General features: G+C 68.6%; 6 protein-coding genes. 4 read left to right on the top strand and 2 right to left on the bottom strand.

The annotated features are described in order from the left end of the window. Positions 1 to 28: 28 nt before the first annotated feature. Together SGFS_RS20245 and SGFS_RS20250 are read right to left on the bottom strand one after the other, a co-directional pair. Positions 29 to 3,748, bottom strand: a complete 3,720-nt coding sequence (locus SGFS_RS20245; protein ID WP_434027593.1) for a laminin G domain-containing protein — start codon at positions 3,746 to 3,748, stop codon at positions 29 to 31. 639 nt (positions 3,749 to 4,387) lie between these two features. After that, complete coding sequence (locus SGFS_RS20250) at positions 4,388 to 7,012, bottom strand: glycosyltransferase family 1 protein (RefSeq protein WP_286252190.1); 2,625 nt, start codon at positions 7,010 to 7,012, stop codon at positions 4,388 to 4,390. A gap of 421 nt (positions 7,013 to 7,433) precedes the next feature. On the opposite strand from SGFS_RS20250, the gene SGFS_RS20255 reads away from it, so the two are divergent. The 4 genes from SGFS_RS20255 to SGFS_RS20270 all read left to right on the top strand — a co-directional run bounded on the left by SGFS_RS20255 (position 7,434) and on the right by SGFS_RS20270 (position 14,452). Then, the gene (locus SGFS_RS20255) at positions 7,434 to 8,672 is read left to right on the top strand and encodes a S8 family peptidase (protein ID WP_286252191.1); all 1,239 of its coding nucleotides are present in this window, start codon (positions 7,434 to 7,436) and stop codon (positions 8,670 to 8,672) included. 248 nt (positions 8,673 to 8,920) lie between these two features. Continuing rightward, a complete protein-coding gene (locus SGFS_RS20260) occupies positions 8,921 to 11,068 on the top strand; it encodes an alpha-1,4-glucan--maltose-1-phosphate maltosyltransferase (protein ID WP_286252192.1) in 2,148 nt (715 codons plus the stop codon). Next, a complete protein-coding gene (treS, locus tag SGFS_RS20265) occupies positions 11,065 to 12,765 on the top strand; it encodes a maltose alpha-D-glucosyltransferase (protein WP_286252193.1) in 1,701 nt (566 codons plus the stop codon). The genes SGFS_RS20260 and treS overlap by 4 nt, the downstream gene beginning before the upstream one ends. A gap of 94 nt (positions 12,766 to 12,859) precedes the next feature. Continuing rightward, on the top strand, positions 12,860 to 14,452 hold the full coding sequence (locus SGFS_RS20270) for a maltokinase N-terminal cap-like domain-containing protein (RefSeq protein WP_286252195.1): 1,593 nt from the start codon (positions 12,860 to 12,862) through the stop codon (positions 14,450 to 14,452). Positions 14,453 to 14,513: the final 61 nt, after the last annotated feature.

The following is a 14,513-nucleotide window of genomic DNA, read 5'->3' on the forward strand; positions in this document are numbered from 1 at the left end:
TTGAGAGGACGGCGAAGTGGGCCGGTTCCTACGTGGACGGCTCCGCGATCTGGCTGGACACCTGGTCCCTCGTCATCGCGCCGGTCCACACTCGGACCTTCGCCAAGTCACCCGGCAGGTAGTGACCGGTGGTGCCGCCCGCAGAGCCGCGCCCGGCCGAGAGTGCGCCCGCGCCCTGCTCGGCCACCGCGAGGCCGGCGTCCTCCTCGCTCTGCTGGACGAAGGGGCCGACGTACAGTTGCGCCACTCCGAAGTGCTGGGTGCCGTCATCGGCCACGAAGTCCTTCGTCGCGTCGAAGACTCCGGTGACATCCACCCAGGTGTCGAACTCCCGCTCCCCGACTGCCTCCTGTGCCGGAGCGAGGGCCGTATCGACCACCTTCCCGGTGGAGTCGACGGCCGTACGCCCGAACTTCCACTGGTAGACGTCGTCCGCGACCTTCTCCACCCACAGGGCCCAGGAAGATTCCTTGCCCACGGGCGTAGCCTGGCCCGCGGCCATTCCTCGGTAGCCGACCGGCTTCGCCGCCAACAGCGCCTTGTTCAGCCGAACCCGAGCGGAAACCGTGAAGGATCCTGTCTCGTCGACCACCGGACCAGTCGTCGACGCGTAACCAGCGGTCCCGTCGAGCACGAGTGCTGTGGCGTCCTCACCGGTCAGCCCAGCACCGGTGCCGGACATGGTCAGACCACCGCGCCGGTACGGGAACGAGGTGCTGGCCGGGTTGTCAGGGTCCTCCGGGCTCTCGAACACCTGGTTTCCGGACGAGATCGTGGCATCCCAGTGGGCGACGAGTTCGTTGGTCGCCACGCCGCCCTTCTCCAGACGGTGCTCCTCGCGGATCTGATCGGCCGACAGGGCGTACTGCCACACTGCAATCTCGTCTGCACGTCCGTGGAAGTACTCGCCGTACGCCTCGTCGACCTTCGATCGGCCGATCATGAGGTTCCGGTCCGCCGCCCAGGGCACGTACGTCGACGCCGTCTGGGCAGGCACGACCGGCTCACCCTGCGGTTGGCCGTTGACATAGAGCTGAATGGTGTCGTTGCTCTTGTCGGCGTCGTTCTTGGTATCGAAGACGCCGGCCAGGTGGGTCCATACCTTCAAGGGGGGACTCGCCTCATCGGCCGACGAGCGAACGTAGATCGGATCCTTCTTGTCCTGATCGGTCCGGTTGAACACCCACTTCTTGTACGCGGACGAGTAGTAGAGGGTGAACGCGGACCCGTACTGACCAGGTGAAGACAGCACGACCCTGTTGGCGGACGCGTCCGTGAGGTATGCCCACGCCGACACGGTGAAGGAGTCCTGCGTGTTGACCGCGGCACCGTCCGTCGACGCGTAGCCAGACTGCTTGGCCGGGTCGGCGCTGTCGTTCAGCCACAGCGAGTAGTCGCCGGCGCCGCGGCGGCCCATCGTCGACCACCCCGTGCCGGCCTCGTCGCGCAGCACGGCGTCGTGGCGGGTGCCGACCTCACCGGTGTCCTTCGCCACCGTCACCCCGGAGCCCGGCGCGCCGTCGGCGAACCGCCAGCGGCCGGTCGGCCCGGGCGGCGTTCCCACCTTGAGGACGAACTCCGCCGGCGGGCCCCAGCGCACGCGGCCTTCCTTGTCCAGCTTCAGGTCGCTGGCTTCAACCGCCAGTGTCTGTGTGCCGGGCAGGCCGGGTGTGATGTCCTTGCGGGTCACCGGTGCGTTGGTCGTGCCGGCCTCGACTCGCTTGGTCGCGCTCGCATCGGTGGAGAGGAAACGCCAGCGGTAGGCCTTCACATCCTTGTCGGCCGTATTCGGTTTGAAGGTGAAGGTGCCCGGTACGCCGGGAGCCCCGTTCGAAGCACAGTCGTTGGTGGTGCACTCAGTGTACGGGCCGACGGAGACGATGGTCGGCACCTTGGGAGCTGTCGAGTCGATGCGCAGATAGCACCAGGACGAGTACGGGGAGAACAGGTCGCCGGACTTGCCGTCGTAGCTCCAGTGGGACTGGGTTCGGGCCCGGAAGCGGTACAGACCGCCATCGGCCCGCTTGGTCGTCGTGGTCTTCTCCAGCGTGCCGTCCGGGTCCCAACCGGAGTCGGGCCTGTAGTCACTCCACACCTGGGACCAAGTGCCCGACCGAGTGTCAGTGCTGGAGCGCTGCATAACGAACTCGGCCTGTAGGTAGCCCTCTTCCTCGCCCTGATTCTGTTCGACGAGCGTCTGCACTCGTGCCTGAACGGTCGGCGTCTCGACCGTCACTGTCAGCGGGTCGGAGGCGGATCGGCATACGGCCGTATTCCCGGTCCCCGGAATCGCACCTACCGAAGTCGGCACCCCCGGCTTGTGCACATACCAGACCTTGAGCTCGGCATTGTTGTCGAACCGCTTCCAGGCTCGCGGCTCGGTCTCGTCCTTCGCTCGCAGCATCAGTGTCAGCCGGGGGAACTTGCCCGCGGCGAAGGCACGTACGGTCGAGGTGAGGTTCTCGTCCGTCTCGCTGGGGCTGTCGTTGAACTCGACCCATTTGTTCGGCTGCTCAGGGCTGCACAGGTCACCGCGGCCCGCCGAGACGTACTTGTCGCCCATCTGGTCGAGCTGCTTCGGGCCCGGCCAGCGTGTGCCCTCCGAGATGTTGTCAGTGCGCTCCAGATCGACCCAGTACGGGGTGCAGTTGAACGACCAGGTCTCGTGCGCCCGGAACGTCGCGTCCAGGACGTGCTTGCCGGACAGCTTGCCGGGGCCGAACTCGAAGTACATGCGGTCGGTGTAGCCGGAACCGCAGGCGTAGCCGTCCGCGACGCCGCAGCGGCCGACGCCCTTGGGTTCGGTGAACTTCCAGAACCTGTCTCCGTCGGACGACAGCTTCGTCCACTCGGAGACGCCCAGTCCGACGGACGGGTCGATGAAGACGGGGTAGACGGTCTCCTGGCCGCGCAGCAGCTTCAGGTCCGGTTCCACCGACACCGTGCCTTCGCCGACCGCCACGGGCAGCTCGGCGGTGGTGTCGCCCTCGTCGGGGTGCGACGGGTCCGCAGCGGCTTGCGGTTTCTGCGGTTCACCGGACGCCTCGGCCGCCGTCGACAGGAGTTGAGTCTGCGGACCGGTCGCCGTGTCGTCGCCGGCGGAGTCCCACATCTGCCCGGCCGGACCTCGGAACACCACGTTGCCGTCGGCGTCGACAGCCCGGAGCCCGCCGCCCTCGCCGGGCACCACGCTCAGGCCGTCACCGGTCGCCGTGAGTCTGATCTTCTCCAGCTCGGGGCTGGCAGCGGCCTCCGCAGTCCTGACGACCAGCACCTCTCGGTAGCCCTCGGCCGACGCCGTCATCTGCAGGTCGACGCCGGCGACCGGCACGTTCGCGTACGTCGCCGTGGGGCCGTCCAGCGTGGGCGCGGGCAGAGAACTGGGCCAACCCATCCTCAACTCATGGCCGTCGCGCCCGAGGCTCAGCAGCCCAGAGCCACTGCCGCCGCCGGAGAACGCCATGTCCACCACGGCGGCCTTCGGCCCGACGGTTCCGTCGGAGCGCTTCTCGAGTGTGACGTCGATGTCCTGCCACGTGCCGTCCTCGGCCCGGGCACGCTGCGGTTGGGTCGACTGTGTGAGCGTGAAGGTGCCATCGGGGTTCGCAACCGTCGTCGCGTACTCCGACCGCTCCGAGGTCACCTCGACCGACTCGCCTGTTGCGGCGGCCCGTTCCGAGGCAGATTGCTCGGTCAGTGCCGTCTCCGGCGCTGCGGCCCGAGCCTCACCGGAAGTTGCGAACGTCACCACAGGCAGCAGCGACAGAAGCGTCGCCGCCGCGGAGACCCCACCAATCACTCCACGCAAGCCAACGCTTCGCGTTCTTCGCGTCTGAACATGACGATGCCCCCGCCTCGACCCCACAACCCACCCCGTAGTCACAGAACCTTCATAGATCCCGGCGAGTCAACGCCCCATCAGTTCCCGAAGTCAATGTGAACTGTGCCACAAATGCGGGTTGCGACAAGCCCCTGACCTGCAAAAACAGCCAGGGCATACCGGACATACGCACGGTCGACTCACACCCTGAAAATTTCACACTCCGCACATGAATCGACGTTCGGGCCGTAAAGATCCGGCCATTCAGCGGCAAACGCTTCAGCAAACGTCCTGCCGGGGTGCGGCTCTCAATTCCCACTGCTCAATGCACGTTAACGTTCAAGTACCTCTTCTGGGGACGAGCCCGAGATGCGCCAAAACCCGCCAACCGCCAACCGCGGCCCCGGACAGCTGTTACCGCACGTAGGCACCCAACTGCGGCTCGACTGAGGCATTTTCAAGCCCTGGGTGCCTACGCATTCACCGTTCTGCCGGCTGCGCGGATCCGCCCCCGATCCCCCCTACATCGCCCTCACTTCACACACTTCATCGCCATCCTGGCGCACCTCACCGCATCAACACCCCCGCCCCCACCCCCACCCCGTCCGAAGGCACGGCCACCACCCCCACCTCCGCCGCCGACGCCAGCAACCGGTGCGTCGGCAGGATGCGTACCGTGTAGCCGAACGGGCCGGTGCGGTCCAGGGACAGAGGCCCCTCGTACGTCCACCGCCCCTCCGCGTCCGGACCACTCGTCGGTTTCAGCGGGGTCGCCGTCGCGTCCGTGATGCTGTCGTCGGAGTCCACCCGGCCCGAGACCGCCTGGACCTCCACGTCGTCCGGGGCCAGGTCGCCCAGGCCGACGCGTACCCGCAGCATCAGCGTCGCGCCCAGTTCCGCCGTGCTCGTGGGGGCCGCCGAGGTCTCCACATGGTCGACCGTGACGCCCGGCCAGGCGGAGCGGACGCGGGACTTCCAGCCGGCCAGTGCGCGGGCCACGTCCGGGGTGAGCGAGCGGTGGGCGCGGGCCGCCGGGGCGTACAGGCGCTCCACGTACTCGCGGACCATCCGGCCGGCCAGCACCTTCGGGCCCAGATGGGTCAGGGTCTGGCGGACCATCTCGATCCAGCGGTCCGGCAGTCCGCCCTGGCCGCGTTCGTAGAAACGGGGCGCCACCCGGCGTTCCAGCAGGTCGTACAGGGCCGCCGCCTCCAGGTCGTCCCGGCGGTCGTCGTCCGTCGCCGTACCGTCCGCCGTGGGGATCGCCCAGCCGAAGTCGGGCTGGAACCACTCGTCCCACCAGCCGTCCAGCACCGAGAGGTTCAGACAGCCGTTCAGGGCCGCCTTCATGCCCGATGTACCGCACGCCTCCAGGGGGCGGAGTGGGTTGTTGAGCCAGACGTCGCAGCCCGGGTACAGCTTCTGTGCCATCGCCATGCCGTAGTCGGGGAGGAAGACGATGCGGTGGCGTACGCGGGGGTCGTCGGCGAAGCGGACCAGTTCCTGGATGAGGCGTTTGCCGCCGTCGTCCGCCGGGTGGGCCTTGCCCGCGATCACGATCTGGATCGGGCGCTCGGGGTGCAGCAGCAGGTCCATCAGGCGGTCCTGGTCGCGGAGCATCAGCGTCAGGCGTTTGTACGACGGGACTCTGCGGGCGAAGCCGATCGTCAGGACGTCCGGGTCCAGGACGCCGTCGATCCAGCCCAGTTCCGCCGTGCCCGCGCCGCGCTGGCGCCAGGAGGCGTGCAGGCGTTGCCGTACCTCCACGACCAACTGCTCCCGCAGATTCCTCCGCAGCTCCCAGATGTCCTGGTCGGGGATGTCTCCGACCGCGTCCCAGCGCTCCGAGCCGCCGACCGTCATCGCGTCCTCGGTCCGTTCCGCGCCGATCTGGCGGGCGCCGAGGCGGAAGACCTCCGGGGCCACCCAGGTCGGGGCGTGCACCCCGTTCGTCACCGAGGTGATGGGCACCTCCTGCGGGTCGAAGCCCGGCCACAGGCCCGAGAACATCTCGCGGCTGACGTTGCCGTGGAGGAGAGAGACTCCGTTCGCCCGTTGCGCCAGCCTCAGCCCCATCACCGCCATGTTGAAGACGTTCGGGTCGCCGCCCGAGTACGTCTCCATGCCCAGACCGAGTATGCGTTCGACGTCGATACGGGGCAGTTCGGCGTCGGGACCGAAGTGGCGGGCCACCAGTTCGCGGTCGAAGCGGTCGATGCCGGCCGGGACGGGGGTGTGGGTGGTGAAGACCGTGCCCGAGCGGACCGCCTCAAGACCGGCGTCGAAGTCGAGCCCGTCGTCGTGGAGTTCGGCGATCCGCTCCAGCCCGAGGAAGCCCGCGTGCCCCTCGTTGGTGTGGAAGACCTCGGGGTCGGGGTGGCCGGTCAGCCGGCAGTATGTGCGTACCGCCCTGACTCCTCCTATGCCGAGCAGCATCTCCTGGAGCAGGCGGTGTTCGCTGCCGCCGCCGTAGAGGCGATCGGTGACGCCGCGTTCGCCGAGGTCGTTCTCCTCCACGTCCGAGTCCAGGAGCAGCAGCGGCACCCGGCCCACCTGGGCCTGCCAGACGCGGGCGTGCAGTTCACGGCCGCCGGGGAGCGCCAGGCCCACCTGGGCCGGGGAGCCGTCCGCCTCCCGCAGCGGGACCAGCGGCAGCTCATGGGGATCCAGGACCGGGTAGTGCTCCTGCTGCCAGCCGTCCCGGGAGAGGGACTGCCGGAAGTAGCCGTGCCGGTAGAGCAGGCCGACGCCGATCAGCGGTACACCGAGATCGCTCGCCGCCTTGAGGTGGTCGCCGGCCAGGATGCCGAGACCCCCCGAATACTGCGGCAGCGCGGCCGTGATGCCGAACTCCGGGGAGAAGTAGGCGATGGCCGCGGGGAGTTCGGCGGAGGTCTGACCCTGGTACCAGCGGTCGCCGCTCACATATTCGCGCAGCTCGTCGGCCGCGTCGGCCAGGCGGCGCAGGAAGCGGCGGTCCTCGGCCAGTTCGGCCAGCCGTCCGATGGAGACGGAACCGAGGAGCCGTACGGGATCGCCGCCCGAGGCGGCCCAGCGTTCGGGGTCGACCGACTGGAAGATGTCACGGGTCTCCGCGTGCCAGGACCAGCGCAGATTGCGCGCCAGTTCGCTGAGCGGGTGAAGGGTGTCGGGGAGGACGGGTCGGACGGTGAATCTGCGGATCGCCTTCACGGGGAATTCCACCTTCACGCCAGGACGTACCAGGTACCAGGACGTACGGGCCGAGGGGCGCACGACGCTGTGCGCCCGTTTCCGTCACCCCCGACGGTAGCGGCGGCAGCGGCGCGGAGGGCTCGGCAACCAGACCAACTGGAACAAATGAATGAGGGATCGATGTGGGAGCCATGGCAACCACGGCCGCATCCGTACCCCGGCCGCCCCGCCGCCCAGTCCCCCCGGGGACGTTCAGTCCGGAATTCGCCGCATCCTTCACGTGTACCTCACGGGCGATATGGCCGATTCCGCCCCTCTGCTCGACCTTGTGACACTTCGCACCGCACGAGAGGCTGCCGTGTGGCGTACCGGCGGTCATGGTCCGCGCTCGGCGGACTTCGGCCGCCCCGCGCCGAGTCGAGGAGGGGGAAAGTCACGCATGCAGCCACACAGGCAGCCACTCGCGCTCCACTTCGAACAGCGGAGAAAGAGGCGTCCGCGCTGGGCAGGATGGCTCACGGCGGTCATCACGGCCGCGGTTCTCTCGGCCGTCGCCCTGCCCGCGCACGCCGCACCGGAGGGGGTCGTGCTCGGCGCCGGAGATCCCGGTTCCGTGAGCGGCAGTTACATAGTGACTCTCAAGGCGGGGACGAAGGCTCCGTCGAAGTCCGGAAAGGGCATAGCGCGGAAGTACGGGGCGAAAATACGCCACACGTACGGTTCTGCCCTGAACGGATATTCCGTGAAGGCGGGCGAGAAACAGGCCAGGCGGCTCGCGGCGGACTCCCGTGTGGCCTCGGTCGTCCAGGACACCGAGGTCCGCTACGACCACAACCAGCCAAATCCGCCGTCCTGGGGCCTCGACCGGATCGACCAGACCGACCTGCCCCTCGACAAGAGCTACACCTGGCCGGAGTCGGCGGGCCGGGGCGCCACCGTGTACGTGATCGACACCGGCATCCGGATCTCCCACAAGGACTTCGGCGGCCGGGCCAGCTACGGCTGGGACTTCGTGCAGAACGACAAGAAGGCCCAGGACGGCAACGGCCACGGCACGCATGTCGCCGCGACCGTCGCGGGCACCAAGTACGGCGTCGCCAAGCAGGCCGAGGTGGTCGCCGTACGCGTCCTGGACGACGCGGGCTCGGGCACGACCGCCCAGGTCATCGCCGGTATCGACTGGGTCACCCAGCACGCGAGGAAGCCGGCCGTGGCCAATATGAGCCTGGGCGGCCTGGCCAACGCCCAGCTCGACGCCGCCGTACGCAACTCCATCGCGTCCGGGGTGACCTACGCGGTCGCCGCGGGCAACGACGGGCTCGCCGCGAGTCTGTACTCGCCGGCCCGCGTCAAGCAGGCGATCACCGTCGGCGCCACCGGTAAGGGGGACGCCCGCGCGAACTTCTCCAACTGGGGCGCGAGCCTGGACCTGTTCGCGCCCGGCGTGTCGATCACCTCCGCGTCGAACACGAGCAACACCGCGAAGGCGACCCATTCCGGCACGTCGATGGCCGCCCCGCAGGTGGCGGGCGCTGCGGCGCTGTATCTGGCCGAACATCCGTGGGCCGCGCCCGCCGAGGTGAGCAAGGCGCTGGTCGAACGGGCGGTTTCGGGCAAGGTGACGAGCCGGGGAATCGGCTCACCGAACAAACTCCTGCAAGTCCTGAACCTACTGTGACCAGTGGGAATCACGAACGATCCCGGTGACATCAGAGGACAACCGCCCTTAACCGGCGGCTAGTACAGTGACCGGCCTCGTCCCCTTGGGACGAGGCCGGTCTTGTGTGTAGACATACGCGTGAGTAGTTAACAAAGTGCCGGAATGCCCACCCGCTCAGGGTGGGAAGGCTCCTCCGGTACGTCCCGCAGGCCCCACCTCCCCACCCCTTCATCCGCCCACCCACGTTGACGCGGACAGGAGCGGCCATGCCCGCCACGCACCACTCGTCAGCACCTCCGACGCCCAGCGCCACCACCGCGACGCCGAACGCCCCCGACGCACGCCCCGCACGCCGGGCGCGCACAAGCCCGCCCACCCCCCTCGCCACGCCTCCAGACACCCCGGACGCGTCTGACACGTCGTACGCCCCGGCCATAGGGCGGATACCGGTTCTCGACGTCCGCCCGCTCGTCCTGGGCGGCCGACGCCCCGCGAAGGCGGTGGTGGGCGAGACCTTCGAGGTCAGCGCGACGGTCTTCCGCGAGGGCCATGACGCGGTCGCCGCCAATGTCGTCCTCCGCGACCCCGAGGGGCGCCCGGGCCCCTGGGCCCCCATGCGTGAGCTGGCCCCCGGCTCCGACCGCTGGGGCGCCACCGTCTCCGCGACGGCCGAGGGGAACTGGACGTACACCGTGGAGGCGTGGGGCGACCCGGTCGCCACCTGGCGGCATCACGCCAAGATCAAGATCCCGGCCGGCATCGACACCGAACTCGTCCTGGAGGAGGGCGCACGGCTGTACGAGCGCGCTGCCGCCGGGGCCCCGAAGCACCGGGGCAGGCGTGATGTGATCCTCACCGCCGCGAACGCGCTCCGGGACACGGACCGTTCGGCCGCGGCACGCCTGGCGGCGGCGTTGACGCCGGAGGTGGACGAGGTCCTGGCCCTGTATCCGCTGCGGGAACTGGTCACCAGCAGCGATCCGCTGCCGCTGCTGGTGGAGCGGGAACGGGCCCTGTACGGCTCCTGGTACGAGTTCTTCCCCCGCTCCGAGGGCACCCCCGAGCAGCCCCACGGCACCTTCCGCACAGCCGCGCGCAGGCTGGCGGCGATCGCGGAGATGGGCTTCGACGTCATCTACCTGCCGCCGGTCCACCCGATCGGGACGACGTTCCGCAAGGGCCGCAACAACACCCTCTCCCCGACCCCCGACGACGTCGGCGTGCCGTGGGCGATCGGCTCGCCCGAGGGCGGCCATGACGCCGTCCACCCCGGCCTGGGCACGATCGAGGACTTCGACTTCTTCGTCGGTGAGGCGCGGGGCCTGGGTCTGGAGGTGGCGCTGGACTTCGCCCTCCAGTGCAGCCCGGACCATCCCTGGGTGCACAAGCACCCGGAGTGGTTCCATCACCGCCCCGACGGCTCGATCGCGTACGCGGAGAACCCGCCGAAGAAGTACCAGGACATCTACCCCATCGCCTTCGACGCGGACATGCCCGGCCTGATCGCCGAGACCGTGCGGGTGCTGCGGCACTGGATGGACCACGGCGTGCGGATCTTCCGCGTGGACAACCCGCACACCAAACCGGTCGTCTTCTGGGAACAGGTGATCGCCGCGGTCAACGGCACCGACCCGGACGTGGTGTTCCTGGCGGAGGCCTTCACCCGCCCGGCGATGATGCACGCCCTCGCCCAGGCCGGCTTCCAGCAGTCGTACACCTACTTCACCTGGCGCAACACCAAACAGGAACTCACCGACTACGCCACCGAACTGTCCGGGGAGGCCGCCGCCTACATGCGGCCGAACTTCTTCGTCAACACCCCCGACATCCTCCACGAGTTCCTCCAGCACGGCGGCCGCCCCGCCTTCGAACTCCGCGCGGTCCTCGCCGCGACCCTCTCCCCCACCTGGGGCGTCTACTCCGGCTACGAACTGTGCGAGAACACCCCACTGAAACCCGGCAGCGAGGAGTACCTGGACTCCGAGAAATACCAACTCCGGCCCCGCGACTGGGACGCGGCGGAACGCGACGGACGTACGATCGCACCACTGCTCGGCAGGCTCAACGCGATCCGGCGTCGGAGCCCGGCTCTGCGCCAACTGCGAGACCTGCACTTCCATCACGCCGACCAAGAGGCGGTGATCGCCTACTCGAAGCGCGCGGGTTCGAACACGGTTCTGGTGGTCGTGAACCTCGACCCCCACCACACCCATGAGGCGACGGTCTCGTTGGACATGCCGCGGCTCGGCCTCGACTGGCACGAGTCCGTGCTGGTGCGCGACGAGCTCACCGGTGAGGTCTACACCTGGGGCAGGAACAACTACGTACGTCTCGAACCGGGCCGCGCGCCCGCGCACGTACTGACCGTCCTGCGACCGTCCAACCCGCAGATCGGGGGGTCACCCACACAATGATCGTCAACGAACCCGTTCCGGACACCTTCGAGGACACTCCGCAGAAGGACCGGGACCCGGACTGGTTCAAACGCGCCGTCTTCTACGAAGTCCTCGTCCGCTCCTTCCAGGACAGCAACGGCGACGGCGTCGGCGACCTCAAGGGCCTGACCGCCAAACTCGACTATCTGCAGTGGCTGGGCATCGACTGCATCTGGCTCCCGCCCTTCTTCAAATCCCCCCTGCGCGACGGCGGTTACGACGTCTCCGACTACACCGCCGTCCTCCCCGAGTTCGGCGACCTCGCCGACTTCGTGGAATTCGTCGACGCCGCCCACCAACGCGGTATGCGCGTCATCATCGACTTCGTCATGAACCACACCAGCGACCAGCACCCCTGGTTCCAGGAGTCGAGAAAGGACCCCGACGGCCCCTACGGCGACTACTACGTCTGGGCCGACGACGACAAGCAGTTCGACGACGCCCGCATCATCTTCGTCGACACCGAGGCCTCCAACTGGACCTTCGACCCGGTCCGCAAGCAGTACTACTGGCACCGCTTCTTCGCCCACCAGCCGGACCTCAACTACGAGAACCCGGCCGTGCAGGAGGAGATCGTCTCGGCGCTGCGGTTCTGGCTGGACCTGGGCATCGACGGCTTCCGACTGGACGCGGTGCCGTACCTGTACCAGCAGGAGGGCACGAACTGCGAGAACCTGCCCGCCACCCATGACTTCCTGAAGCGGGTGCGGAAGGAGATCGACGCGCATTACCCGGACACGGTTCTCCTGGCGGAGGCCAACCAATGGCCGGAGGACGTCGTCGACTACTTCGGGGACTTCCCCAGCGGCGGCGACGAATGCCACATGGCATTCCATTTCCCCGTCATGCCCCGCATCTTCATGGCGGTGCGGCGGGAATCCCGCTACCCGGTCTCGGAAGTCCTCGCCAAGACCCCGTCGATCCCGTCCGGCTGCCAGTGGGGCATCTTCCTGCGCAACCACGACGAGCTGACCCTCGAAATGGTCACCGACGAAGAACGCGACTACATGTACGCGGAATACGCGAAGGACCCGCGTATGCGCGCCAACATCGGAATCCGCAGGCGCCTGGCCCCACTCCTGGACAACGACCGCAACCAGATCGAACTGTTCACCGCCCTGCTGCTCTCCCTCCCCGGCTCGCCGATCCTCTACTACGGCGACGAGATCGGCATGGGCGACAACATCTGGCTCGGCGACCGCGACGGAGTCCGCACACCGATGCAGTGGACCCCGGACCGCAACGCGGGCTTCTCCTCGTCCGACCCGGGACGGCTGTTCCTCCCGACCATCATGGACCCGGTCTACGGCTACCAGGTGACGAACGTCGAGGCGTCGATGTCCTCGCCGTCCTCGCTCCTGCACTGGACCCGGCGCATGATCGAGATCCGCAAGCAGAACCCGGCGTTCGGACTCGGCTCCTACAACGAGCTGCCCTCGTCGAACCCGGCCGTCCTCGCCTATCTCCGCGAGTACGAGGACGACCTGGTGCTCTGCGTGAACAACTTCTCCCGCTTCCCGCAGCCCACCGAACTCGACCTGCGCGCCTACGAGGGACGCCACCCCGTCGAACTCATCGGCGGCGTCCGCTTCCCAGCGATCGGCGAACTGCCCTACCTCCTCACCCTCGCGGGCCACGGCTTCTACTGGTTCCGCCTGCGAAAGGACCCCGTGTAGCCCATCCGGAACCCGGGCGGGGCGGTTTCCCCCGGCCCGCCCGGGGCACGCCAACAGGAACGCCCCGCCCTCCCCGGGGAAAGGACACGACGCCATGTCGGAAGCCGTCACGCACACCATCGCGAAAAGCTCTGGCTGGCTGGACCCGCTGCTGCGGGAGTGGTTGCCGCGGCAGCGGTGGTTCGCGGGCAAAGGACGCCCCGTCACCGGGTTCACCCCGGTGGCGGCGACCGAACTGCTGCCGCTGGACTCGAACCTCGGCCTGCTGCACCTTCTCGTACGCACCCACCAGCCCCTCGTACCGGCCCAGGGCGCGCCCGCCGTCCCCGCCGACTGCTACCAGCTGCTGATCGGCGTACGCGAGACCCTGCCGCCCCGGCTCGCACCCGCGCTGATCGGCCATGTGACCGAGGGACCGCTGGCCGGGCGCACGGTGTACGACGCGCTGCACGACCCCCGGCTCGCCGATGTGCTGCTGGAGGCGCTGCGGACGGAGGCACGCGTCGGCGAGCTGCGCTGCGAGCGGGACCTGGACCATCGGATCGCGGAGCATCTCGTGCCGCGTCTGGTGACCTCGGAGCAGTCCAACTCGTCGATCGTCTATGGCGATACGTTCATTCTGAAGCTGTTCCGCCGGGTCGTGGCAGGCGCCAACCCCGATCTGGAACTGCCGCTGCTGCTGTCGCGCGAGGGGTGCCGCCGGGTGCCGGCGCCGGCGGCCTGGATGCTGGCGGACCTGGACTCCGTGGGCGGCAATGGTTCAGGTTCAGGCTCCGCTTCAGGTTCTGATTTCGTTTCCGGTTCCGGTTCTGGTTCTGGTTCCAGTCCTGGTTCTGGTTCTGGTTCCGTCTCGGGTGACGGGACGCATGTACTGGGGGTGCTCCAACCGTATCTCCAGGGCGCTGCCGACGGCTGGGAGCTGGCGTTGAGCGTGCTGGCCAAGGGGGAGGACTTCACGGCGGAGGCGCGGGCGCTGGGACGCACGACGGCCGAGGTCCACACGGCTCTGGCCCGGGCCCTGCCGACGGTCACCTTCGGCCGGGCCCAACTGGAGGCGCTCGTCGACGGGATGACCGAACGGCTGGACGCCGCCGCCCAGGCCGTACCGGCGCTCCGGCCCTACGCGCCCGGGCTGCACACGGCCTTCGAGGCGCTCGCGGATCTGGCGGCCGAGGGGCGCTCGTGGACGGCCCAGCGCATCCATGGGGATCTGCATCTGGGGCAGTGCCTGCGGTCGCCCTCCGGTGTCGGTGACGATGCCGGTCCTGCTTCCGTTTCCGCATCCGCATCCGCATCCGCATCCGATTCTGCTTCTGCTTCTGCTTCACCTTCCGGCGAGTGGTCTCTCATAGATTTCGAGGGCGAGCCGGCCAAACCGCTCGCCGAGCGGCGGATGCCCCAGCCCGTCGCCCGCGACATCGCCGGAATGCTCCGCTCCTTCGACTACGCCGCGCACTCCGTCCAGCCACCGGCCACCGACTGGGCGGCCCTGTGCCGGGCCGCGTACTGCTCCGGGTACGCGGAGGTCGCCGGGGCGGATCCGCGCACCGATCCCGTGCTGCTGCGCGCCTTCGAGACCGACAAGGCGGTGTACGAGGTCCTCTACGAGGCCCGCCACCGCCCCGACTGGCTCCAGGTCCCGCTGACGGCGGTCCGTCGGCTGGCCGCCGGTGCCGATGTTCCCTGACCCCGATCCACCGCCCACACCCACGTACGTCAACGTCCACGCTCAGTAGGAGGCCGTACCT

This window comes from Streptomyces graminofaciens, assembly GCF_030294945.1.
Lineage (GTDB): Bacteria > Actinomycetota > Actinomycetes > Streptomycetales > Streptomycetaceae > Streptomyces > Streptomyces graminofaciens.